This window comes from Brevundimonas nasdae, assembly GCF_019395145.1.
Taxonomy (GTDB): domain Bacteria; phylum Pseudomonadota; class Alphaproteobacteria; order Caulobacterales; family Caulobacteraceae; genus Brevundimonas; species Brevundimonas nasdae.
The window spans coordinates 2,087,455-2,110,674 of sequence record NZ_CP080034.1 but is presented as its reverse complement, the minus strand read 5'-3'; the positions used below and the strand labels follow the sequence as shown (position 1 = coordinate 2,110,674).

At 66.3% G+C, this 23,220-nt stretch carries 17 protein-coding genes; 11 read left to right on the top strand and 6 right to left on the bottom strand.

From position 1 onward, the window contains the following. Window positions 1–350 precede the first annotated feature (350 nt). The 10 genes from ilvD to KWG56_RS10255 all read left to right on the top strand — a co-directional run bounded on the left by ilvD (window position 351) and on the right by KWG56_RS10255 (window position 11,551). Window positions 351–2,090, top strand: a complete 1,740-nt coding sequence (gene ilvD / locus KWG56_RS10300) for a dihydroxy-acid dehydratase (RefSeq protein WP_219354688.1) — start codon at window positions 351–353, stop codon at window positions 2,088–2,090. Between the two features lie 3 nt (window positions 2,091–2,093). Beyond that, window positions 2,094–3,107, top strand: a complete 1,014-nt coding sequence (ilvC, locus tag KWG56_RS10295) for a ketol-acid reductoisomerase (protein ID WP_219354687.1) — start codon at window positions 2,094–2,096, stop codon at window positions 3,105–3,107. Between the two features lie 19 nt (window positions 3,108–3,126). Then, window positions 3,127–4,854: an acetolactate synthase 2 catalytic subunit gene (gene ilvG / locus KWG56_RS10290; protein WP_219354686.1), complete on the top strand. Its 1,728-nt coding sequence runs from the start codon at window positions 3,127–3,129 to the stop codon at window positions 4,852–4,854. Further along, the gene (locus tag KWG56_RS10285) at window positions 4,854–5,105 is read left to right on the top strand and encodes an ACT domain-containing protein (RefSeq protein WP_201096799.1); all 252 of its coding nucleotides are present in this window, start codon (window positions 4,854–4,856) and stop codon (window positions 5,103–5,105) included. The genes ilvG and KWG56_RS10285 overlap by 1 nt, the downstream gene beginning before the upstream one ends. A 61-nt stretch (window positions 5,106–5,166) precedes the next feature. After that, window positions 5,167–6,126 carry a branched-chain amino acid transaminase gene (locus tag KWG56_RS10280; protein ID WP_201096801.1) on the top strand — a complete coding sequence of 320 codons (960 nt, stop codon included), beginning with the start codon at window positions 5,167–5,169 and terminating at the stop codon, window positions 6,124–6,126. Continuing rightward, window positions 6,119–7,534, top strand: coding sequence for a 3-isopropylmalate dehydratase large subunit (gene leuC / locus KWG56_RS10275; protein WP_373274052.1), 1,416 nt, complete (start codon window positions 6,119–6,121; stop codon window positions 7,532–7,534). The genes KWG56_RS10280 and leuC overlap by 8 nt, the downstream gene beginning before the upstream one ends. Beyond that, a complete protein-coding gene (gene leuD / locus KWG56_RS10270) occupies window positions 7,527–8,111 on the top strand; it encodes a 3-isopropylmalate dehydratase small subunit (RefSeq protein WP_219354685.1) in 585 nt (194 codons plus the stop codon). Before leuC ends, leuD begins: the two co-directional genes overlap by 8 nt. Beyond that, a complete protein-coding gene (leuB, locus tag KWG56_RS10265) occupies window positions 8,111–9,217 on the top strand; it encodes a 3-isopropylmalate dehydrogenase (RefSeq protein WP_219354684.1) in 1,107 nt (368 codons plus the stop codon). The genes leuD and leuB overlap by 1 nt, the downstream gene beginning before the upstream one ends. 218 nt (window positions 9,218–9,435) lie before the next feature. Further along, window positions 9,436–10,779 (top strand): ammonium transporter, encoded by a 1,344-nt coding sequence (locus KWG56_RS10260; protein WP_219354683.1) that lies wholly within the window; start codon window positions 9,436–9,438, stop codon window positions 10,777–10,779. Window positions 10,780–10,873: 94 nt separating this feature from the next. Beyond that, entirely contained in the window at window positions 10,874–11,551 is a 678-nt protein-coding gene (locus KWG56_RS10255; RefSeq protein ID WP_219354682.1) for a TorF family putative porin, read from the top strand. Between the two features lie 65 nt (window positions 11,552–11,616). Here KWG56_RS10255 and KWG56_RS10250 read toward each other — a convergent pair whose 3' ends face one another. The 4 genes from KWG56_RS10250 to KWG56_RS10235 are packed head-to-tail and all read right to left on the bottom strand — an operon-like array spanning window position 11,617 to window position 18,521. Next, complete coding sequence (locus KWG56_RS10250) at window positions 11,617–13,986, bottom strand: glucan 1,4-alpha-glucosidase (RefSeq protein ID WP_219354681.1); 2,370 nt, start codon at window positions 13,984–13,986, stop codon at window positions 11,617–11,619. Window positions 13,987–13,993: 7 nt separating this feature from the next. Continuing rightward, window positions 13,994–14,932, bottom strand: a complete 939-nt coding sequence (locus tag KWG56_RS10245) for an alpha/beta hydrolase (protein ID WP_219354680.1) — start codon at window positions 14,930–14,932, stop codon at window positions 13,994–13,996. Next, complete coding sequence (locus tag KWG56_RS10240) at window positions 14,929–16,464, bottom strand: MFS transporter (RefSeq protein ID WP_201096815.1); 1,536 nt, start codon at window positions 16,462–16,464, stop codon at window positions 14,929–14,931. The genes KWG56_RS10245 and KWG56_RS10240 overlap by 4 nt, the downstream gene beginning before the upstream one ends. Continuing rightward, the gene (locus KWG56_RS10235; RefSeq protein ID WP_236261026.1) at window positions 16,461–18,521 is read right to left on the bottom strand and encodes a glycoside hydrolase family 97 protein; all 2,061 of its coding nucleotides are present in this window, start codon (window positions 18,519–18,521) and stop codon (window positions 16,461–16,463) included. The genes KWG56_RS10240 and KWG56_RS10235 overlap by 4 nt, the downstream gene beginning before the upstream one ends. A gap of 106 nt (window positions 18,522–18,627) precedes the next feature. Between KWG56_RS10235 and KWG56_RS10230 the strand changes: the two genes are divergently transcribed. Continuing rightward, the gene (locus KWG56_RS10230; protein ID WP_201096817.1) at window positions 18,628–19,653 is read left to right on the top strand and encodes a LacI family DNA-binding transcriptional regulator; all 1,026 of its coding nucleotides are present in this window, start codon (window positions 18,628–18,630) and stop codon (window positions 19,651–19,653) included. Window positions 19,654–19,658: 5 nt separating this feature from the next. On the opposite strand, the gene KWG56_RS10225 is transcribed toward KWG56_RS10230, so the two are convergent. After that, window positions 19,659–21,317 carry an alpha-amylase family glycosyl hydrolase gene (locus KWG56_RS10225; RefSeq protein ID WP_244999464.1) on the bottom strand — a complete coding sequence of 553 codons (1,659 nt, stop codon included), beginning with the start codon at window positions 21,315–21,317 and terminating at the stop codon, window positions 19,659–19,661. Continuing rightward, the gene (locus tag KWG56_RS10220; RefSeq protein ID WP_219354679.1) at window positions 21,317–23,119 is read right to left on the bottom strand and encodes an alpha-amylase family glycosyl hydrolase; all 1,803 of its coding nucleotides are present in this window, start codon (window positions 23,117–23,119) and stop codon (window positions 21,317–21,319) included. The genes KWG56_RS10225 and KWG56_RS10220 overlap by 1 nt, the downstream gene beginning before the upstream one ends. Between the last annotated feature and the right edge of the window lie 101 nt (window positions 23,120–23,220).

Sequence of the window (23,220 nt, the reverse complement as noted above, 5' to 3'; positions counted from 1 at the left end):
ACACCCCGTCAGGCGATGTTTTTGGCGGATGGGGCAAAAATCTTGCTCAAGCGGGTTGCGCCGTACCGGTCGGTGTGGTTTCTTGCCGTCAGAACAGGGAGCCACCCGTGGCCACAATGACGCGCGCAATGATGAAGGGACGCACCGCGAAGGCGGTGGCGGTCGCTCGCGCGCCGACGGTGTTCGACGCCCGACTCGTACTCATTCTCACCGTACTTATTGGCCTGCTTACGCAAGCGGCGTGGATGCACGCGACCTGACCTAAACGCACTCAGGATCGCCCGGCACCACCCCGCTACCGAAAGGAAGCGGGGTTTTTCGTGCTTGGTGGTTCGAAATGAACTGGACCGATGACGCAAGATTCTACCTCTGAACCCAGGAAGCCGAACGCGCGCAGCGCCTCGGTCACGGCTGGCCCCAACCGGGCGGCGGCGCGGTCCTATCTGCGCGCCGCAGGCATGCAGGACGCCGACTTCGACAAGCCGATGATCGGCATCGTCAACACCTGGTCGACGGTCACCCCGTGCAACATGCACCTGGACCGCCTGGCCAAGGACGTGCGCGCAGGCATCATCGCGGCGGGCGGCTATCCGGTCGATTTCAACACCATCGTCGTCACCGACGGCATCTCGATGGGCACGCCAGGCATGAAGGCCTCGCTGATCAGCCGTGAAGTCGTCGCCGACTCCATCGAGCTGGCCATCGAGGGGCACCAGCTGGACGGCGTCGTCTGCATCGTCGGTTGCGACAAGACGATCCCGGCGGCGGCCATGGCGCTGGCTCGGATGGATATCCCTGGCCTGGTCTATTACGGCGGCACCATCCTGCCGGGCGTCATCGGGACCAAGGAAGTCTCGGTCCAGGAAGTGTTCGAGGCCATCGGCGCGCATTCGGCGGGCACGCTGGACGACGCAGGCCTGAAGGCGGTCGAGAGCGCGGTCTGCCCCGGCGCTGGCGCCTGCGGCGGCCAGTTCACCGCCAACACCATGGCCATGGCCCTGTCGGTCATGGGCATCAGCCCGATGGGCGCCAACGATGTTCCGGCCGTCGATCCGAACAAGGGCGCGGAAGGCGAGCGTTGCGGCCGCATCATCGTCGAGCGTGTTCTGGCTGGCGACAACGCCCGCAAATACATCACCAAGGCCAGCCTGAAGAACGCCGCTGTCGCGGTCTCCGCCTCGGGCGGATCGACCAATGCGGTCATGCACCTGACGGCCATCGCCGCCGAGGCGGGTGTCGATTTCGGCGTCGAGGACTGCCATCAGGCCTGTATCGAGGCGCCGGTCATCTGCGACCTGAAGCCGGGCGGCCGGTTCCTGGCCTCGCACCTGTTCGCGGCGGGCGGCACGCGTCTGGTCGCACAGCGCATGGCTGAGGCGGGAAAGATCGTCGACACCCCGACCGTCACCGGCCGCAGCCTGTTCGAAGAAGCCGCTGACGCCGAGGAGGCGCCCGGCCAACTGGTCGTCACCAGCTTCGACGCCCCGGTCATGGCGCGCGGCAGCTACGCTGTCATCTATGGCGATGTCGCCCCCGAAGGCGCTGTCATCAAGCTGACCGGCCACAAGGTCGATGTCTTCGAAGGCCCGGCCTGCGTCTTCGATAGCGAGGAAGACGCCTTCCACGCTGTTCAGGACGGCACGGTCGGCGAAGGCGATGTCATAATCATCCGCTACGAAGGGCCCAAGGGCGGTCCCGGCATGCGCGAGATGCTGCAGGTCACCGCCGCCCTGAAGGGCCGCAAGATCGACAACGTCGCCCTGCTGACCGACGGTCGCTTCTCGGGCGCCAGCTACGGCTTCGTCGCCGGGCATGTTTCGCCGGAAGCCGCTGTCGGCGGACCGATTGCACTCATTCGCGATGGTGACCGCATCACCATCGACGTCACCAACCGCCGGATCGACGTCAATGTCGATCTGGCGACGCGCCGGGCGGGCTTTACGCCCCACGTAGTTCGTCCGGCGCGAGGTGTTTTCGCCAAGTACCGCGCCTCAGTCGCCTCGGCGGCCCAAGGCGCAGTCACCATTCCCAACCCGCCGCCGGCTCAAATCCCGGCATCAAGCAAAAAACCCGCTGCTCAGGACGCCTGACCCATGGCCATCACCATCTACACCAACGACGACATCAAGCCGGGCGCCATCGCCGGTCAGCGCATCGCCATCATCGGCTATGGCTCGCAAGGCCGCGCCCACGCCCAGAACCTGCGCGACAGCGGCCATGACGTGATCGTCGGCGTCCGCGAAGGCGGCACGGGCTGGAAGCACGCCACCGCCGACGGCCTGCCGACCGCCGAACCGGCTGAAGCCGTCAAGGGCGCGGACATCATCGCCATCCTGACCCCGGACATGATCCAGGGCGACGTCTATCGCGATGTCATCGAACCGAACGCCAAGGAAGGTTCGGCCCTGCTGTTCGCCCATGGCTTCTCGATCATCTATGAGCGCATCACGCCGCGCCCCGACATGGACGTCATCCTGGTCGCGCCGAAGGGCCCGGGCGATTTGGTTCGCCGCGAGTTCCAGCGCGGCCGCGGCGTGCCGTCGCTGTTCGCCATCGAAAAGGACGTCACCGGCAAGGCGCGCGACCGCGCCATGGGCTACGCCAAGGGCAATGGCGGCGCGACTGGCGGCCTGCTGGAGACCACCTTCCGCGAAGAGACCGAGACCGACCTGTTCGGCGAACAGGCCGTTCTGTGCGGCGGCGCCAAGGAACTGGTCATCCAGGGCTTCAACACCCTGGTCGAGGCCGGCTACCAGCCCGAGATCGCCTATTTCGAATGCCTGCACGAACTGAAGCTGATCGTGGACCTGTTCTACGAAGGCGGCATCTCCAAGATGCACCACTTCATCTCGGAAACGGCCAAGTACGGCGCCGTCGCCAGCGGCCCGCGCGTCGTCACCGAAGAAACCAAGGCCCGCATGAAGACCATTCTGGACGAGATCCAGGACGGCACCTTCGCGCGCAACTGGATCGCCGAGAACGAGGCCGGCAAGCCGCAGTACGAAGCCTGGCTGAAGGCGGACCGCGAAAGCCAGATCGAACAGGTCGGCGCGCGTCTGCGTGAACGCATGGCCTGGCTGAACACGCCCAAGTCCGAAGCGGCCTGAGCCCAGACTTAAAGACCGGATGACCCAGATGACCGCCGTCGCCTTCAAACCCTCTGCCGAGGCCGCCCAGTCCGGCGCCCGCCTGCTGGTCTCCACCCTGGAGCAGTTGGGCGTAGAGGTGGTGTTCGGTTATCCGGGGGGGGCGATCATGCCCATCTATGACGCCCTGGCCGGTTCCAAGCTGCAGCACTATCTGTGCCGCCACGAACAGGGCGCCGCCTTCGCCGCTGACTCCTATGCACGGGTCAGCGGCAAGGTGGGGGTCTGCATGGCGACCTCTGGACCGGGCGCGACCAATCTGGTCACCGGCATCGCCAACGCCATGCTGGATTCCGTTCCGATGGTCTGCATCACCGGCAATGTCGCCCAGGGCGTCATGGGCACGGACTCGTTCCAGGAAGTCGACATCCTGGGCGTCACCCTGCCGCTGGTGAAACACTCCTATCTGGTCCGTCACGCCGCTGACATTCCGGCGATCATCCAGGAAGCCTTCCATATCGCCCGTTCGGGCCGTCCGGGACCGGTCCTGATCGACCTGCCCAAGGATGTTCAGTTCGAACTGACCAGCGAGCCGCGCGGCCTGCATCTGCCCAACGAGATCGCCGTCGCCGAACCTTCGGTGATCGCCGAGGCCGAGGCCGCCATCCGGGCTGCGCGTCGTCCGGTCCTGTACGTCGGCGGCGGCGCCAAGATCTCGGGCGCGGTCGAGGCGGTTCGGGAGTTCGCTGCCCTGACCGGCATTCCGCAGGTTTCGACCCTGAACGCCCTGGGCTCGATCCCGACGGGGCAGGACAATTATCTGGGCATGCTGGGCATGCACGGCACGCCTGCCGCCAACGAGGCGGTTCAGGGCTCGGACCTGCTGATCGTCGTCGGCGCCCGGTTCGATGACCGCGCCACCGGCAAGCTGGCCGAGTTCGCGCCCGAGGCCGGCGTCATCCATTTCGACATTGATCCGTCCGAGATCGGCAAGTTGCGCTCCGTCGCTGTCGGCGTCGTCGGCGATCTGAAGCCCAATCTGGAGGCGCTGAACCAGCGTCTGGCCGATGGTCCCGCCATCGAGGTTTCGGCCTGGGCCGACCAATGGCGCGCGCGCTCCGCCGAGACGCAAGTCCGCTATGACGCGCCGGGCGACAAGGTCTATGCGCCCGCCCTGCTGAACGAACTGTCGCGCCTGGCTGGTCCGGGCTTCATCGCCGCCTGCGACGTCGGCCAGCATCAGATGTGGGTCGCCCAGCACTGTGAATTCTCGCGCCCCGAAGCGCACATCACCTCGGGCGGTCTGGGCTCGATGGGCTTTGGCCTGCCTGCAGGCATCGGCGCCAAGCTGGCCGAGCCGGACGCCGTGGTCGTGACCATCACGGGCGACGGCGGCGTGATGATGAACATTCAGGAGCTGGCTACGGTCAACCGCTTCAACATTCCGCTGAAGATCCTGCTGCTGGATAATTCGCGCCTGGGCATGGTGCGCCAGTGGCAGGAGTTCTTCTTCGAGCGGAACTTCTCCGAGGTCGACCTGTCCGACAACCCCGACTTCGTGAAGGTCGCCGAAGCCTTCGGCATCGAGGCCTTCCGCATTGAACGCCGCGATCAGGTGACGGCGGGCCTGGAGCGGCTGCTGGCCGCCGAGGGACCGATCCTGGCCCACGTCATTATCGATCCGGCCGAAAACGTCTGGCCGCTGGTGCCGCCGGGCAAGAACAACGCGCAGATGATGCATGCTGCAACCGCTGAAGGAGAACTGTGATGACTGACACCATCCACATCCAGATCGACCGGGCCGACGGCTCGCTTCAGCGTCTCATCGGTCTGGTGGAGCGCCGTGGGTTCCACATCGACGGCATCAACATGGCCGATGAAGGCGATTTCCGCCGCATCGCTTTGACGGTCCGCAGCCGCGACGCCGCCCGCAGCACGGACAATCTGGGCCGCCAGATCGACCGCCTGTTCGGCGCTCGCCGCATCGGCAACGACATGATCCAGTCCGAGGCCGCCTGATCGCGGCCTCGCGGCGCTCTTTCATCGAGCGCCAACCCAAGAAGTAAGAAGGAAGACGTGCATGCAGCCGCTGGCTGAGAACATCTGGGTCAATGGCGAACTGACGCCGTGGGCCGACGCCAAGATCCACGTCATGAGCCATGCGCTCCACTACGGCACCTCGGTGTTCGAAGGCATCCGCGTCTATGACACGCCCAACGGCCCGCGCGGCTTCCGCCTGCGCGAGCACGTCCGCCGCCTGTTCGACAGCGCCCGCATCTATCACATCCAACTGCCCTACACTGAGGACGAGCTGGTTGAGGCCTGCAATCTGGTGGTGCGGACCGAGGGGCTGCGTTCGGCCTATATCCGCCCCATCGCCTTCCTGGGCCAGTGCGGCATGGGCGTGACGCCGCAGCCGCAGAACATGAACGTCGACATAGCCATCGCCGCCTTCACCTGGGGCGCCTATCTGGGCGAAGAGGCGCTGGAAAAGGGCGTGGACGCCTGCGTCTCCAGCTGGAACCGCACCGCGCCGAACACCACGCCGTCGGCGGCCAAGGCAGGCGGCAACTACCTGTCCTCATATCTGATCGGCCGTGAGGCCCGCGTTGGCGGCTTTGGCGAAGGCATCGCCCTGGGTGTCGATGGGCGTCTGTCCGAAGGGGCGGGCGAGAACCTGTTCGTGGTCAAGGACGGAAAGGTCATGACCCCGCCCGCCGCCAACTCCATCCTGATGGGCATCACGCGCGACAGCGTCATCAAGCTGGCCAAGGCCCAAGGGTATGAGGTCATCGAACAGGCCATGCCGCGCGAAGCCCTGTATCTGGCCGACGAAATCTTCATGACCGGCACCGCCGCAGAGATCACGCCGGTGCGTTCGGTCGACGGCATCACCACCCGGGCCGCAGGGCCGGGGCCGGTGACCAAGGCCATCAACAACGCCTTCCGCGGCCTGTTCACGGGCGAGACGCCGGACACCTTCGGCTGGCTGGAGCCGATTGACGCGCCCGCAGAGAAACGGACGCCTGAATATGCCTAAGACCCTGTTCGACAAGGTCTGGGACGCCCACGTCGTGCGGTCGGAAACGGCCGAGACGCCGGGGGTTCTGTATATCGACCTGCACCTGGTCCACGAAGTCACCAGCCCGCAGGCCTTCAGCGAGATCGAGGCGCGCGGCCTGAAGGTGCGCCGCCCCGACCGCACCTATGCGACCCTGGACCATTCGACCCCAACCCTGCCTGCGGGGCTGAACGGCCTGAAGCCCTACGTCACCGCCCAGGCCGAGGCCCAGGTGCACACGCTGGAGCGCAACTGCGCCGCCCACGGGGTGCGTCTGGCCGGTTGGGATTCCGATGATCGCGGCGTGGTCCACGTCATGGGGCCGGAACTGGGCCTGACCCAACCGGGCATGACGGTCGTCTGCGGCGACAGCCACACGGCGACGCACGGCGCCTTCGGCGCACTGGCCTTCGGCATCGGCACCTCGGAAGTCGGCCATGTGCTGGCGACCCAGTGCCTGTTGCAGCGCAAGGCCAGGTCCATGCGCGTGACCGTGACCGGCCAACTGCAGCCCGCCGTGTCGGGCAAGGATGTCGCCCTGGCCGTCATCGCCGCCATCGGGTTCGGCGGCGGCACCGGCTATGTCATAGAATATGCGGGCGAGGCGGTGCGGTCGCTGGACATGGAAGGGCGCATGACCCTGTGCAACATGTCTATCGAGGCCGGTGCGCGCGCAGGCATGATCGCCCCCGACCAGACGACCATCGACTGGCTGCGCGGACGCAAGAATGTCCCGGCGGATTATGAGGCGGCGGCGGCTGAATGGCTGACGCTGGCGACCGATCCCGGCGCGGTCTTCGACAAGGAAGTCGTGCTGGACGGCGCGGCCATCCGTCCGATGGCGACCTGGGGCACGACCCCCGACGCAGGCGCGCCCATCGGTTCGCCGGTGCCGCAGCCCCAGTCGGATTCCGACCGCAAGGCCATCGCCTATATGGGCTTCACCGCAGGCGAGGCGACGACCAACCAGCCGGTGGACGTGGTCTTTATCGGCTCCTGCACCAATGGCCGTCTGCCTGACCTGCGCGCCGCCGCCGACGTGCTGCGCGGCCGCAAGGTGAAGCCGGGCCTGCGGATGCTGGTGGTGCCCGGTTCAGAGGCCGTGCGTCGCGACGCCGAGGCTGAAGGTCTGCACGAGGTCTTCATCGCCGCCGGGGCCGAATGGCGCATTCCCGGCTGTTCGATGTGCATCGCCATGAACGGCGATGTGGTGGCGCCGGGGCAACTGGCCGTCTCGACCTCCAACCGCAATTTCGAAGGTCGTCAGGGCAAGGACGCGCGCACCATTCTGGCCAGCCCCGCCACGGCGGCGGCGACGGCGGTGGCGGGCGTGCTGACCGACCCGCGCGTCTTCCTGCGTGAGACGATAGGAGCGCAAAATGTCTGAGCCGTTCCAGGTTTTGACGTCGAGGACGGTCACGCTCAGCCAGGCCAATATCGACACTGACCAGATCATCCCGGCCCGCTTCCTGACCACCACGACCCGCGAGGGGCTGGGCAAGGCGGCCTTCTATGACTGGCGCTATGAGGACGATGGATCGGAAAAGCCCGAGGCCATCCTGAACCGCATCGACCCGGCTGAGCATCGCATTCTGCTGGCCGGAAAGAATTTCGCCTGCGGCTCGTCGCGCGAACATGCGCCCTGGGCCCTGTACGACTATGGGTTCCGGGCGGTGATCTCGACCGAGATTGCTGACATTTTTACATCGAATGCGCTGAAAAACGGCCTGCTGCCCATCGTGGTCAGTCAGGCGGTTTGGGACGATCTGGCGTCGCAGCCGGATCAGCCGGTGACGATCGACCTTCAGGCGAACGAGATCCGGCGCGGCAATGCGCTGCCCGTGCCGTTCGGGGTCGAATCCTTCGCCCGTCAGTGCCTGCTGGACGGGGTGGACACCCTGGGCTGGCTGCAATCAAACCTGCCTGAGATCGAAGCGTTCGAGCGTTCGAGAGAGACCATCTGATGACCAACGCCGCCCCCAAGACCTATAATGTCGTCCTGCTGCCCGGCGACGGCGTCGGCCCCGAAGTGACCAGCGCCGCGCGCAGCGTGCTGTCGGTCATCGGCGACTTCTACGGCCACGTCTTCAACTTCTCCGAACACCTGATCGGCGGCGCGGCCATCGACGCGACGGGCGACCCTCTGCCGGATGCGACGCGTGAGGCCTGCCTGGCCGCTGACGCCGTATTCCTGGGCGCTGTCGGCGGACCCAAGTGGGATGGCGGCAAGCGCCGTCCCGAGGAAGGTCTGCTGGCCATCCGCAAGGCCATGGGCCTGTTCGCCAATCTGCGTCCGCTGCAGGTTTCGCCCGTCCTGGCGCACCGTTCGCCGCTGAAGAAGGAGATCGTCGAAGGCGTCGATCTGATCGTCTTCCGCGAACTGACCGGCGGCGTCTATTTCGGCAAGAAGACGCGCGACGAGAAGGGCGCCACGGACCTGTGCGAATATACGGTGGTGGAGATCGAGCGCGTCGCCCGCGCCGCCTTCCAGACCGCCCAGCAGCGTCGCGGCAAGGTCACCTCGGTCGACAAGGCCAATGTGATGGAGACCAGCCGCCTGTGGCGCGAGGTCGTGACCCGCATCCACGCAGAGGAATACCCCGAGATCACCCTGGAGCACGCCCTGGTCGACTCCATGGCCATGCACCTGATCCGCAAGCCGCGCGAATATGACGTCATCCTGACCGAGAACATGTTCGGCGACATCCTGTCGGACGAGATTTCGGTTCTGGGCGGCTCCATCGGCCTGCTGCCGTCGGCGTCGCTGGGTACGGAAGGACCGGGCCTGTTCGAGCCGATCCACGGGTCGGCGCCGGACATCGCCGGGCAGGACCTGGCCAATCCGATCGGCGGCATCCTGTCGGCGGCCCTGCTGCTGCGCCACAGCCTGAAGCTGGAAGACGAGGCGGACGCCATCGAGGGCGCCGTCGCGGCCGTGCTGGCGTCAGGCGCCGTCACCGCTGATCTGGGCGGCGAACTGGGGACGCGGGCGGCTGCGGACGCTGTCATGGACGCTCTGCGCGCCATCCACTGGGCGGCGGCGCATCGGGTGCAGATGCACTGGGCGTAAAGGTAGCGAACGAGGGTTGAATTTCTGACCCTCAAGCGCAGCTGTTGTCGCTAAAAAATATCGAAATGAGATCACATAATCGAATGATTGTGCGATCTCTTTAATTTTACTGATGACGGGTGCAAGAAAATTGCACCGATCACGTCATGCCCTCTTGCGCATTTCGCAAATGCGGTAGCACCTTCGCAATTGCGAGATTGCAAAGGGGGTACCAGTTGATGTCGCTAGTAGGAAACCGTCTCCGGGGAGGAGCCGCGCTCCTCCTGTCATCGCTTACATTATTGGCCGCGGGCGCGGCCAATGCGCAGGCCGCCGTCCCTGCGCTGCTGGGTCATCAGACGGCGCTTGAATTAGACGGCGCCGGCACAGCCTGGCTTGGCGTCTCCACCGCCCTGGTTCTGCTGATGACCCTCCCCGGTCTGGCGCTGTTCTACGGCGGCATGGTGCGGCGCAAAAACGTCATCGCCACCATCACCCAGTCGGTCGGCGTCTTCTCGGTCGTGACCCTGGTCTGGTTCATCGCCGGATACAGCATCGCCTTCGGCGCCAACTCAGACCCGACGCTGCAGAAGTTCGTCGGCAATCTGGACATGCTGTTCCTGAACGGCGTGACGCTCGAAACGGCCAACAAGCTGCTGCCGGGTATTCCAGAGTTTCTCTGGATTTCGTTCCAGCTGACCTTCGCCATCATCACGCCCGCCCTGATCACCGGCGCCTTCGCCGAGCGGTTCAAATACTCGGCCCTGCTGCTGTTCACCGCCTTGTGGTCGCTGCTGATCTACGCCCCCATCTGTCACTGGGTCTGGGGCGGGGGCTTCCTGGGCGGCGCGGGCGTTCTGGACTTTGCAGGCGGCGCCGTCGTCCACGTCAACTCGGGCGTGGCGGGTCTGGTCTGCGCGATCTTCCTGGGCCGCCGCAAGGGCTATGGGGTTGAGCCGATCACCGCGCACAATCCGGTTCTGACCCTGATCGGCGCCAGCCTGCTGCTGGTCGGTTGGATCGGCTTCAACGCCGGTTCGGCAGGGGCGGCGGACGCCCTGATGGGCGTCGCCCTGATCAACACGCTTCTGGCGGCTGCGGCTGCGGCCCTGGCCTGGAAGGTGATCGAAGTCATCGAGAAGAAGAAGATCTCGTTGATCGGCATGTTGTCGGGCGTGGTCGCAGGCCTGGTCGGCATCACACCGGCCGCAGGCTTCGTCGATCCGAAGGGCGCGGTTCTGATCGGCCTGATCTGCGGCGTCGTCTGCTACGCCTCGTCGGTCTGGATCAAGAAGCTGCTGCGTTATGACGACTCGCTGGACGCCTTCGGCATCCACGGCGCAGGGGGCCTGGTCGGCGCCTTGCTGACGGGCGTGTTCGCCACCACGGCGATCAACAGCGCATCCGAAGGGGCCAACATCGGCGCCCAGGCGCTGGGTCTGTTCTGGACCATTCTCTACAGCGCGGTCGGCACCTTCATCATCCTGCTGATCTGCAAGTACACGACCGGCCTTCGCGTCAGCGAGGCCGAAGAGGCGGCCGGTCTGGACACCTCGCTGCACGGCGAAGTCCTGGACCACTGAGACTGCAAATCGGGCGCGGCTCCCAATCCCGCGCCCGATCATCTTCCGCGCCATGCGGAAATCACAGCTTCAATCAAATCGAGGGGATACGATTATGAGAGCTCATGTCTTGCTTGCGGCCTCGGCCGTTTCGGCCGCCTTCGCCCTGATGGGCGCAGCGCCTGCCTTGGCCGGTGATGTCGCGTTCAACATCGGCGCGACCAACAACTATGTGTTTCGCGGCCTGACCCAGACGGACGAAAAGTTCGCAGTTCAGGGCGGATTGGACTTCGCCACCGAAGGGGGCTTCTACGCCGGGGCCTGGGCGTCGAATGTCGATTTCAAGGATGGCACCGACGCGGAAATCGACCTGTACGGGGGATACAGGACCGAGGCGGCGGGTTTCGCCTGGGATGTCGGCGTCATCGCCTACAGCTATGTCGGGGCGCCCAGCGGCGTCAGCTACAACAACTATGAGGTCAAGGTCGGCGCCTCGCGGGCCTTTGGTCCGGCGACGGTGGGGGCGACCCTGTACTATTCGCCCGACAGTTGGGGCGTTGAGAACGAAAGCCTCTATGCCGAGCTGACCGCCGCCTACACGGTTTCGGACAAGATCGCGGTGTCGGGCGCCGTCGGCCGTCAGACCTTCGATCCGGGCTCCGACTATACGACGTGGAACCTGGGCGGGACCTACGCCCTGACCGACAAGCTGGGTCTGGACCTGCGCTACTACGACAACAATCTGAAGGGCTATGACGACGCATTCGTCGTGTCCTTGAAGGCGGCCTTCTGATCGGCTGAACCTTCCAGCACATAAGGAAAGCCCCCCGATCCTGGCGGATCGGGGGGCTTTTTTTATTATCGAGCGTAGCGGCTCTGGACCGGCTCGTAGTTGTCCCAGACCTTGCCGTCCGCCAGCGAGCGAAGCAGCTTCAGGTACTCGGCATGGGTCCAGGCCAGCGGCGTAGCCGAGTCCGTGTTCTGACCCAGCTTGTAGTCGCGGCTCGTCGGGTTGCCGACGCCGTCCCACACCTGTTCCGCCAGCATCAGGCCGTCGTTGGCGAAACGCTCCATGCCCCGGACATAGGTCTGGCGGATGGCGGCGATGTCGGCGGCGGACGGCGTGCCGTTCACGCTGGCGCGGGCCAATTCATAGTGTCCGCGTTCGCCGGTGAAGAAGGGCCAGACGCGGCCGCGCTGACCGGGGCTCATCTCGCCGCCGACGCCGTAGTTGGCGCCCGTCTGCCAGTCTTCGCCGTAGCCATCGACGCCGTAACGGCGCCAGCCCGGCGTCTTGTCGCCTTCAGGACCGAAGTCGTAGCGGACGCGGTACAGCGGCTCCAGCGACTGGTCGTCATAGACGGGCAGGGTGGACAGGATGTGCGGATCGTCGGCGCGGCGCACGCCATAGCGGACCAGCTCGAGGAAGCCGCCGTCGATGATGCGGTCTTCAGGGGCGGCGACCTGACCATTGGCGACGCCCATCGGCCCCTTGTCGTTCGGGTTCGCGTTCTGGGTGATGCGGATGAAGTAGCGGCCGTCGCCGAAGTCCCCGTTGGTCGTGAACATCGTGGCCTCGATCTTGGAGGCGTAGTCGTCGGCGGCGGCCTGATAGCGGGCCGCACCCGTCGCGTCGCCCGAAGCCCGCGCCATTTCCGCCGCGACGGTCAGACCGGCGATGATGGCGGCGGTGCTGGACGGCGAATAGCCCTGCTGCTCTTCCCAGCGTTCCTGCTGGGTGAAGGGCGGCTTGATCTCGGCGTCGTTCCACAACAGGCCGACCTTGCCGCCATCGACCAGGAAGTCGGCGGCAGGCTTCAGCATGGCGTTGTAGTGCTGGGTCATCTGGGCGTCGGACAGCCAGCCCATCTTCCACAGGCGATAGCCCAGCATGATCGGCATGGCCGTCTGGTCCAGCTGCACCGCAACCCATTCCAGTTCGCCGTCGACGTGGGTCTTCTGCAGGAACCAGCCGCCGACGCCGGTGTTGCCGGGCGTGTTCGGTCCGACCTGCACCTGCGGCAGATAGTTGAATGCGGCCAGCGGCGTTTCCTTGTCGCCCATCGCGGCCAGGGCCATCGCCACCTGATAGAAGTCGCGCGGCCAGACGGCCTTGTAGCCGGTCGAGGACTTGGACGCGTCCACCGTGTCGCCCCACGGGTTGGACAGCGAGGCGATCAGGGCGCCCGCGTGGGTGCGGTCTTCCTGAACCTTCAGCATCAGGGCCGAGGCGTAGGCCAGCTTGCCGCCGTCGGTGGACTGGGCGGCCAGGCGCGGCAGTTCGGTCAGGGAGGCGATATAGTCCTCCCAGCCCACGCGGTCGCCTTCGCCGTTGAAGCGGGCCAGGACTTCGTCAAGGCCGGTGGCGAACGAGCCGTCAGCCGCCGCCTGGGCCGCCGCTTCGCTGTCGCCGAAGCCGATGACGAAGTCGCGTGTCAGGGTCTGGCCGCGACGCAGCGACGGCAGGGCGCCGGTCATCATGGTGTTGCCGGACTCCTCGCCCGTCGAGGCGTAGGTCCAGTCCATCTTGCCGTCCTTGAGGTCGGTCAGGCCGTCGGACACGCCGACGAAGCCGACGCTGGCGGCGGTGAACGGTTGGCTGGGCTTCAACACCAGATGGGTGTCGCCTTCCCAGGCGTGGAAGGCCTGGCGCGTGACCACGCCGCGGTCGTTGATGCCGGTGTTGGCGATGTGCGGCTCAAGCAGCAGATAGGGCGTGGCCTGGCCGGTCAGCGACTTGATGGTGACGCGCAGAACCAGGGCGTTGCGGTCCGGGTCGGTGAAGATCTGCTTCTGGATTTCGAAGCGGCCGTTCTTGTCGCGCGTGGTGACGCGGTAGGCGGGCGACAGCGGGCGGCCTTCTGCATCGGTGTGCAGGTATTCGGTGCGTTCGGTGGTGTCCGGGCCTTCCAGCGCCAGACCTTGCGGGGTGACCACGGCGAAGCGCAGCGCCTTGATCTGCGCCTCGTGGATCAGGCCGTACATGGTCTCGGTCAGGACGCCGTCGGCGATCGAGAACCAGACCTTGGACACGGCGCCGGTCGGGCCGCCGTCACGGTATTGGCCGTCGACATAGGCCTCATAGGAGGCGCCGGCGCCGGTCTTGGCCGCAGTGGACCAGTTCGGCGCAATGCCGGGCGCGCCGGGCGCCACAGACTGGGCGGCGGCGACAGTGGACAGGGCCAGACTGGCCGCGCCGGTCAGGCAGAGAAGTTTCATTGTACGCATAGGATCCTCACGAGGTTTGCGTGGGGCGAGGGGAAAGAAGGAAGGTCAGGGGAACATCCAGGCGGCTGTTCCATGAGGCTTCGGTGTGTTGCGCGCCGGGGAAGACCAGGCTGCGGAAATGGTCGGCGTCATAGCCGCGAGCGCGGAAGACCTGATCAATGCGGGTCTGGAACTCGCCGTAGAACTGATCGAGGGTTTCATCGCCCCGGTCGAAATAGAAGCGATGAGATCCGGCGGCCGGCAGGCCTGCCGCGATGACCCCGGTCCAGGCGGCGACCAGACGCTCGCGCCAGGCCTGAAGGGCGGGACCATCTTCCAGCCCATCGACCTTCAACGGCCAGTGGGTCGACAGACAGGCGGCGGCGGAGAAGACGTCGGGACGCTTCATCACCGCCTGCAGCGAGATCAGCCCGCCCATGCTGGACCCGCTGATCGTCGTGTCCGCCGGTCCGATCAGGGTGCGATAGGTCCGGTCGATAAGCGGCTTCAGTTCCTCGACCAGGAAGCGGATGTAGGCTTCGGACAGGGGCGGCCCGCCGTAGATGGCCTGCACCTCGTCGCGCATGTCGGCGGGCAGGGCGTCGATCAGGTCGGCAGGCAGGTATTCGCGCAGGCGCAGGTCGGTGTTCCAGACGCCGACGACAATGGGCGCGCGCACCTGTCCGCTGGCGATCAGGCGGTCCAGATGCTCGTCCACGCCCCATTCGCCGAAGTTGGCGGTCGCGGCGTCGAACAGGTTCTGGCCATCATGCATGTAGAGGACCGGATAACGGGCGTCGGACGCCTCATATCCGGGCGGCAGCCAGACCCCGACGTTGCGCGGCTTCACATGGTCCGAAGCGACAGCCTCATGCAGGACCAGACGCCCGGCCTTGGGCGCTTCGGCGAATGCGGGACCGGCGAAGGGCAGAGCGGCGCCCAGAGCCAGCAGGGTGCGGCGGTTCATGCGCGGTGCTCCTTCACCAGCAGGGCGCTGCCTGCCGCCAGAACGAACGAGATCGCGCCCAACACCAGGGCCCAGATGGCCTGGCCCCCGAACAGGGTCTTCAGGATCAGGCCCAGAACCGTCGCCGCCAGCAGTTGCGGCACGACGATGAAGATGTTGAAGACGCCCATATAGACGCCCATTTTCCGGTCCGGCACCGCCGCTGACAGGATGGCGTACGGCATGGACACGACCGAAGCCCAGGCGAAGCCGACGCCGATCATCGGCAGCCACAGCAGGCCTGGATCACGAATGGCGAAGATGCCGAACAGGCCCAGCGCGCCGAGCAGCAGCATCAGGGCGTGGGTCGCCTTGCGGCCGATGCGCTTGGCCAGGACCGGCAGGGTGAAGGCCGCCAGGGCCGCCACGCCATTATAGACGCCGAACAGGACACCGACCCAGTCGGCCCCTTCAGCATAGGCGCGCGAGGTTGTGCTGGTCGCGCCGTAGTGGACGCTGGTCACCGCCGCCGTGGTGTAGATCCACATGGCGAACAGGGCAAACCAGGTGAAGAACTGCACCACCGCCAGGCCGCGCATGGTGTCGGGCATGCGGAAGATGTCGTTGACGATTTCGGTCACCGCATTGGTGATGCTGCGGCGCTGCATCATGCCCACCGCGATCTGCAACAGGCCAAAGCCCGCGAAGAAGCCCGCCAGGATCAGCAGCTCCTTCTCCAGATTCAGCGCCGTGATCAGGACGAAGCCCAAGAGGCCCAGCACGCCGCAGATCAGGCCGGACGTCATCCAGCCCTGAATGGTGCGGGCCGGCGCCTCAGGGCCGTCCTCGGCCTGGAGGCCCAGCGACGCCTGTCTGGCGCGCTCGAAGGCCGCGATCTGTTCGGGGGTGTATTCCTTGGTCGACAACACGGTCCAAAGCACCGCCGAGAACAGGCCGACGGCGCCGACGTAGAAGGCGATCTTGACCGACAGGGGCACCACGCCTTCCGCCGCCGTGGAGACAACGCCGAACACGTTCGACAGCAGCCACGGCAGGACCGAGGCGAACACGGCGCCCGCGCCGATGAAGAAGCTCTGCATCGCATAGCCGGTGGTGCGCTGCTCCTCCGGCAGGTTGTCGCCGACGAAGGCGCGGAACGGCTCCATCGTGATGTTGATCGAGGCGTCCATGATCCACAGCATGGCCGCGGCGAACCACAGGCTGGGGCTGTTGGGCATGGCGATCAGCGCCAGGGTGGTCAGGATCGCCCCGACCAGGAAATAGGGGCGACGACGCCCGAACCGCGTCCACGTCTTGTCGCTGAAATGGCCGATGATCGGTTGGATCAACAGGCCGGTCAGCGGCGCCGCGATCCAAAGGATCGCCAGCGAATCCACCTCGGCGCCCAGGGTCTGGAAGATCCGGCTGGTGTTGGCGTTCTGCAGTCCAAATCCGATCTGGATGCCGAAGAAGCCGACGCACATGTTCCAGATCGCCAGGCCGGACAGGCGCGGGCGGATGGCGTGGAGTGGTCCGGGCGTCACCTTGCTCATCTGCGGGCGCGTCCGATCGGCACGAAGCGGATGGCCTGGCCGCCGCCGGGCGCCAGGGCCAGCGTCAGCGTGTCCGCCGAGGTGACGTTGCGCTGCTCGATGATGATGTCCTCGCGCTTGCCCTTGTAGTCGGCGTCCGGGCCATCACGATAGATTTCGGCGCGGTAGCGGCGGCCGGCGTCCAGGAAGTCCAGGCTGGCGCTCAGAACGCGCGGGTGTTCGTCGGTCACGGCGCCCAGGGCCCAGACGTCGGATGCGCGGTCCTTGCGCACGGTGACGACATAGTCGCCAAGCTCGGCGGCCAGGGTGCGGCTTTCAGACCAGTCGCACGGCACGTCCTTGATGAACTGGAACGGGCCGGGGTTGGCCTCGTAGTTGACCAGCAGGTCCGCCGCCATCTGGATCGGGCTGTAGATGACGACATACAGCGCCAACTGCTTGGCCCAGGTCGTCTGCACGCCGCCGGGGCTGCGCGTCTCCATGCCGAAGATGCCCGGCGTGTAGTCCATCGGTCCGGCCAGCAGGCGGGTGAAGACCAGGTTGGCTTCGTGCTCGGGCGGATTGCCGGGGTTGCCCCAGGCCGAATATTCCATCCCGCGCTGGCCTTCGCGGCTGATCATGTTGGGATAGGTGCGGCGCAGGCCGGTGTCCTTGAACGGCTCGTGCGCGTTGACGGCGACCTTGTGGCGGGCGCCGACCTCGATCACCCGCATGTGGTGCTGGGCCATCGCCTGGCTTTCGTGCCACGCCATGACCGACTGGCCGTCCGGTCCAGCGACGCGCGCACCCTGGGCGTCCGCGACATAGCCGGTCTTCACCGAATGGACGCCCAGGCGTTCATACAGCGCCATCGCGGGCTCAAGCTGTTGTTCGTAGTGGAAGGCGTTGCCGCCCGTCTCGTGGTGGCCGATCAGCTGCACGCCCTTGGAGCGGGCGTAGGCGCAGACCGCGTCGATGTCGAAATCGGGATAGGCTTCGGTGAAGCTGAAGTCCGAGCCGTTGGCGAACCACTGGCCGTCCCAGCCCTTGTTCCAGCCCTCGACCAGAACCCCGCCGAAGCCGTGCTTGGCCGCGAAGTCGATGTGCTTGATCGTGTTCTCGGTGGTGGCGCCGTGGTTGGGGCCGGACGCCCAGCTCTTCAGCTCCAGGTGCATCTCCCACCAGACGCCGACGTATTTCATCGGCTTGAACCAGCTGACGTCGCCCAGCTTGTTGGGCTCGTTCAGGTTCAGGATCAGGCTGGAATCGATCAGGCCTGCCGGGCTGTCTGAAATCTGCAGCGTGCGCCACGGGGTGTTGAACGGCGCAGTCCGCACCACGGCGGCGTTGGTCAGGCCGGGCGTCAGCTGGGCGCGGAAGCCGGTGCCCTCGGAGCGGCGCAGGTTCATGCCCGCATAGTCGATGCAGGCCGCCTCATGGATCGAGACGTGCAGGCCCGACTGGCCCTTGACCGTCATCGGCGTCTGGGCGCTGCCGACGGCGTCGATCGGGGTGCGGCTGTAGAGATATTCTTCGCGGTTCCATTCCCAGGCGGGGCACCACAGGGCCTCGCCGTTTTCGGCCAGGTTGAACTCGGTGATTTCCGAGCCGATGCGGACGGTCTTCAGCGCGGGCTGGTCGGGGAACTCGTAGCGGAAGCCCAGACCGTCGTCATACAGGCGGAAGACCACGTCCACGCGGCGGCCCAGGGCGCCGGTCTCGACATAGCTGACGCGCCATTCGTTATAGTGGTTGCGGATGAAGCGGCGCTCGCCCCACGGCTGCTCCCAGGTGTCGTCGACAGTGACGGGCTGACCCGCCGTGACGGCCAGGCCGCGCTCGATCGCGGGGGCGTCGGTCAGCAGGAAGCCCAGCTTGGACGGCGCGACCACGACCCGGCCCTGACGCAGGACGGCGTACATCGGACGCCCGTCATTGTCGGTGAAGGCCTCAACCGTCAGCACGCCGCCGGGCGACGAGGCGCGGGCGTGGGTGGGCGAGGTCTGGGCGCGAACGCCGGTGGCGCCGAACGCCAGAAGGGAGGCCCCGCCAAGGGCCAGGAAGGATCTGCGTTGCATCATGGGAACTCCGTTACGCCGCCTCTTGCCAACCGCCGCGAACGGTGGCTGAAATATTTGCAGAAAAGTTTGCAGCCGCAACAGGCTGCTGTGAGGACCCGCGACCTTGAGCCGCAAGACCACCCGACTGGAAGACATCGCGCGCCTGGCGGGCGTGTCCATCGCCACAGCCTCCCGCGCCCTGAATGACAGCCCCGCCGTCAACGACCGCACCAAGCAGTTGATCTGGAAGCTGGCCAAGGAGCATGACTATCCGTTCCGCCGCCATATGCCTGCCGGACCCATCGGCGCGCAGGGCACCATCGCCCTGGTCGTGCCGCGTCCGCAGGGACGCGAAGGGCGCCTCAGCGACCCCTTCTTTCTGGAGCTTCTGGCCGGTGTGGGCGAGGCGGCGCGCGAACGCGGCTGCGACCTGCTGATGAGCCACATCTCGCCCGCCAACTACGAAGAACTGTCGGCGGCCCTGAACACCAGTCGGGCTGACGGAGTGATCTTCCTGGGTCAGTCCAGCCTGCATTCGGCCTTCAACCGCCTGGTCGACGCCGACCATCGGTTCGTCGTCTGGGGCGCCGAACTGCCCGAGCAGGACTACTGCTCCATCGGCTCCGACAACACCTTCGGCGGCCGCCGCGCGACCCTGCACCTGGCGCGTCTGGGGCGTCAGCGCATCGTCTTCCTGGGCGATCTTGATCCGCCCGAGGCCATGCAGCGGCATCGCGGCTATCTGGATGCTCTGGGGCAGGCGGGCCTGGCGGTTGCGCCAGACCTGATCGTTCCGGCCCATTTCGAGGTCGAATCCGCGGAGGCTGCGGTGGACGCCCTGATCCGGCGCGGCGTGGACTTCGACGGCATCGTCGCCGCATCCGACCAGATCGCCCTGGGCGCCGTGCGGGCCCTGCTGCACGCCGGTGTAGACGTGCCGGGCAAGGTCTCGGTCATCGGCTTCGACAATGTGCCCTTCAGCCGCTACTCGCGCCCGGCCCTGTCCACCATCGCCCAGGACACCATGAAGGCCGGACGGCTGATGGTGTCCAAGCTGCTGGACCACGGCGGAGGCGATCTCGGCGCCGGTGTCGGCCGCTCGGAACGGGTGCCGACCGAATTGATCGTGCGCGAGACCTGCGGCGGCTGACATCGTCACGTCGCCTCGGTCGGCAGGGCGAACAGCAGGCCAGTCAACGGGGCCAGTCGGGCGCCGTCGGCTTCGGTCCAGTTGATGGCCTCGATGCGGCGCGCGCCTGCGGGCGGCGTCCACTCGACAGCCTCGTGGCCCAGATTGAACACGCACAACAGGCGTTCGCCGTCGGCGCCGCCGCGCTCGAAGCGTTCGAACATCAGAAGGCCCTGCGGGCCGTCCACCAGCTCCAACCCGCCCAGACGCAGGGCGGGATGACGCTTGCGCAGGCCGATGATGCGGCGCGCGACATGTAGGGTCGATTTTGGATCGGCTTCCTGGGCGTCGACGGCCATCGCGAGGTGACGCGGGTCGACCGGCAGCCACGGTTCGACCGTCGAGAAGCCTGCGTTGGGCGCCGAGGCGACCCAGGGAATCGGCGTGCGCGCGCCGTCGCGGCCCAGGGTCTGGGGCCAGTTGGCGATGGCCTCTGGATCGACCAGCCGCTCGAACGGCACATGGGCCTGCGGCAGGCCCAGCTCCTCGCCCTGATAGACGAAGACATTGCCGCGCAGGCACATCAGCAGCAGCAGCGCCATCTCGGCGAAGGCCTTCTCGTCGCGGCCCTCTGCCCAGCGTGACACGGCGCGCGGCGCATCGTGGTTCGAGAAGGTCCACGAGGGCCAGCCCTCGCCCTGCTGATCGGGCCACATGCTGTCGCCAATGCCGATCAGCTCGGCCTTCAGCGCATCCGCATAGAGGTAGAGGAAGCCGTAGGCCGAATGCAGACGATCATCGCCCGCAGTGAATTCCTTCATCTCGCGGTCGGCGTGGTCGCCGCCGACCTCCGCCACCGTGAACCGCCCATCATAGCTGTCCGTCAGGTCGCGGATGCGGTTCAGGAAGCCGATGATCTCGGGGTGGGACTGGTTGTAGATCTTGTCCTGAAAGTCGAACGGACGGGTGCGCTTGCGGCCATCGTTGATCGGCGGATTGTCGCGCAGGCTGGGGTCGTGGATGGCGAAATTGATGGCGTCCAGACGGAAGCCGTCCACGCCGCGATCCAGCCAGAAACGGGCGGCGGCGATCAGGGCGTCCTGAACCTCGGGATTGCGCACATTCAGCTGTGGCTGCGAGCTGAGGAAGTTGTGCATGTAGTACTGGCCGCGGCGTGCGTCCCAGGTCCATGCGGGACCGCCGAACACCGACTGCCAGTTCGACGGCGGCGAGCCGTCCGGCTTGGCGTCGGCCCAGACGTACCAGTCGGCGTGTCTGCTGTTGCGGCTGGAGCGGCTGTCCAGGAACCAGTCGTGTTCGTCCGAGGTGTGCGAGAAGACCTGATCGATGACGACCTTCAGGCCCAGCGCCTTGGCGCGCGTGGACAGGGCGTCGAAATCAGCCAGGTTCCCGAAGATCGGATCGACGTCGCAATAGTCCGAGACGTCATAGCCGAAATCCTTCATCGGCGACTTGAAGAAGGGCGAAAGCCACACGCCGTCCACGCCCAGAGAGGCGATGTGGTCCAGGTGGTCCGTGATGCCCTTCAGGTCGCCGACCCCGTCGTTGTTGGAGTCCGCAAAGCTGCGCGGATAGACCTGATACAGGATCGCGCCGCGCCACCATTCGCGCGTCTTGGCCGTCGTCCGGGAGATTTCGACGAGGTCTGTGGAATGGTGGTTCACTAGGCGCTCTTGCAGATGAGATAGTCGAGGGGAGGGACGGTGACGCCATAGCTGGCGGGTGCGGACGCCTTGGGCGCGCACTGGCCGCGCAGGCTGCGCCAGTTCAGCGAGCCGGGCTCGACCTCGACCTGGGCCGAGATCGGGGCGGTGGAGGTGTTGAACACGACCAGCACCTCTGCGCCGTCGTCGCCCATGCGCGAAATGGCGAACAGGCCCGGCTTGTCGCCATAGGCGCGCGTGACCTGACGCCCGCGACGCAGGGTGGGCTCGGCGGCGCGGATGCGGCCCATTTCGGCGATGGCGCGATACAGGGGCGCGTCGGTGGAATAGGCCGGCTGGCGTCCGCCGATAGGGGTTTCGGCCGCGTAGATCGGCGTCTGGCTGTCGAACATGTCCTGTCGCGAGTTGCCGTAGCCGCCCGCGCCCGCAAAGCCCTGTTCGTCGCCGTAATACAGGGTCGGCACGCCGCGGCTGAACATCATCAGGGCGTGCGCCAGCTTGACCCGCGCCAGCAGTTCCGCGTCGCTCGCGTCCGGGTTGGCTTCCTTGATGAAATAGGCCGCACGGCCCATGTCGTGGTTGCCCAGGAAGGTCGGCAGGATGGCGGCGGTGTCGCGCCCGTCGGCATAGACGGCGTCGGCCTCGAACAGGCGCGCCAGGGCGTCCGTTCCGCTCTTGCCGGACGCCACATCCACAGCCTGCTTCTGGAAGCCGAAGTCCAGGACGGCGGGGAAGCTGTCGTCCTTGGTGAACCGCGCCAGGGTGGCGGGATCGGCGTCGAAGACTTCGCCGAAGATGTGGAAGTTGGGAATGCCCTTGGCCTTGGCCCGCTCCAGCATCGCGGGGATGAAGGCCTGCCAGAACTCGGGGTTCACGTGCCGGGCGGTGTCGATGCGGTAGCCGTCGATGCCGTATTTGTCGATCCAGCCGCCGAAGATGTCGATCATGCCCTGCACGACCACCGGATCTTCGGTGAACAGATCGTCCAGCCCGGCGAAATCACCGTCCAGCGAGCTTTCGCCTGCAAACGTGCTCTCGCCGCGATTGTGGTAGTGAATCGGATCGTTCAGCCAGGCGGGAACCTTGACGTTCTCCTCACCGGCGGGGACGTAGGGGGTGTAGGCGTAGTCCGGGCGGGTCAGGCGCGAGAAGTCGCGGCCGTCGAAACCTTCGTTGATCGGGGCGCCGTTCACGCCGCCGCGGCGCGTGTAGGGGTAGTCGGCCCGGCTGCGATAGACGCAGTCGTTTTCGGGGCATTCGCGATACTGGATCACGTCGGCCGTGTGGTTGGTGACGATGTCCAGATAGACCTTCATGCCGCGCGCATGGGCCGCCTCGACCAGGGCGTGCATCGTGGCGTCGTCGCCGAAGTGCGGATCAACGGCGGTGAAGTCCGTGATCCAGTAGCCGTGGTGGGCGGCGCCCGTGTAGCCGGCGCGCGACTGTACGGGCTTGTTCTTGAAGATGGGGGCCAGCCAGACCGCCGTCGCGCCAAGGCCCTGGATATAGTCCAGCCGCTGGATCAGGCCGGCCAGATCGCCGCCGTGGTAAAAATCCGTGTCAGACGGGTCAAAGCCGCTTTTCAGCCGCTCGGCGGCATAGCCCCCGTGGTCGTTTGAGGCGTCGCCATTGGCGAACCGGTCGACCAGCAGGAAGTAGATCACCTCATCCTGCGGCAGGCGCTGGCGCACGGCCGAGGCGGCGTCAGCGCGCGTCTGGGCCTGGCTTGGAGCGGCGCTGAGCAGGGTCGCAAGCGCTGCTGCGGCGGCCAGTGCGGCTTTTCTGGAACGTCTTATGGTCATTCTCGTCCTCCCGTACGCCTGGAAAGTGCAAAGCCTTCCAAGTCGATTTGCAAGATTTTGCAGCCTGAGCCGCCGGTGTCAATGTGGTGCGAAATGGTGCG

Excerpts from the sequence above, each read along its gene's own strand:
- KWG56_RS10255 (WP_219354682.1), top strand. The coding sequence starts at position 10,874 with ATGAGAGCTCATGTCTTGCTTGCGGCCTCGGCCGTTTCGGCCGCCTTC.
- KWG56_RS10260 (WP_219354683.1), top strand. The coding sequence starts at position 9,436 with ATGTCGCTAGTAGGAAACCGTCTCCGGGGAGGAGCCGCGCTCCTCCTG.
- ilvG (WP_219354686.1), top strand. The coding sequence starts at position 3,127 with ATGACCCAGATGACCGCCGTCGCCTTCAAACCCTCTGCCGAGGCCGCC.
- KWG56_RS10220 (WP_219354679.1), bottom strand. The coding sequence starts at position 23,119 with ATGACCATAAGACGTTCCAGAAAAGCCGCACTGGCCGCCGCAGCAGCG.
- KWG56_RS10285 (WP_201096799.1), top strand. The coding sequence starts at position 4,854 with ATGACTGACACCATCCACATCCAGATCGACCGGGCCGACGGCTCGCTT.
- KWG56_RS10235 (WP_236261026.1), bottom strand. The coding sequence starts at position 18,521 with ATGCAACGCAGATCCTTCCTGGCCCTTGGCGGGGCCTCCCTTCTGGCG.
- KWG56_RS10250 (WP_219354681.1), bottom strand. The coding sequence starts at position 13,986 with ATGCGTACAATGAAACTTCTCTGCCTGACCGGCGCGGCCAGTCTGGCC.
- leuB (WP_219354684.1), top strand. The coding sequence starts at position 8,111 with ATGACCAACGCCGCCCCCAAGACCTATAATGTCGTCCTGCTGCCCGGC.
- KWG56_RS10280 (WP_201096801.1), top strand. The coding sequence starts at position 5,167 with ATGCAGCCGCTGGCTGAGAACATCTGGGTCAATGGCGAACTGACGCCG.
- ilvC (WP_219354687.1), top strand. The coding sequence starts at position 2,094 with ATGGCCATCACCATCTACACCAACGACGACATCAAGCCGGGCGCCATC.
- leuD (WP_219354685.1), top strand. The coding sequence starts at position 7,527 with ATGTCTGAGCCGTTCCAGGTTTTGACGTCGAGGACGGTCACGCTCAGC.
- leuC (WP_373274052.1), top strand. The coding sequence starts at position 6,119 with ATGCCTAAGACCCTGTTCGACAAGGTCTGGGACGCCCACGTCGTGCGG.
- KWG56_RS10245 (WP_219354680.1), bottom strand. The coding sequence starts at position 14,932 with ATGAACCGCCGCACCCTGCTGGCTCTGGGCGCCGCTCTGCCCTTCGCC.
- KWG56_RS10240 (WP_201096815.1), bottom strand. The coding sequence starts at position 16,464 with ATGAGCAAGGTGACGCCCGGACCACTCCACGCCATCCGCCCGCGCCTG.
- ilvD (WP_219354688.1), top strand. The coding sequence starts at position 351 with ATGACGCAAGATTCTACCTCTGAACCCAGGAAGCCGAACGCGCGCAGC.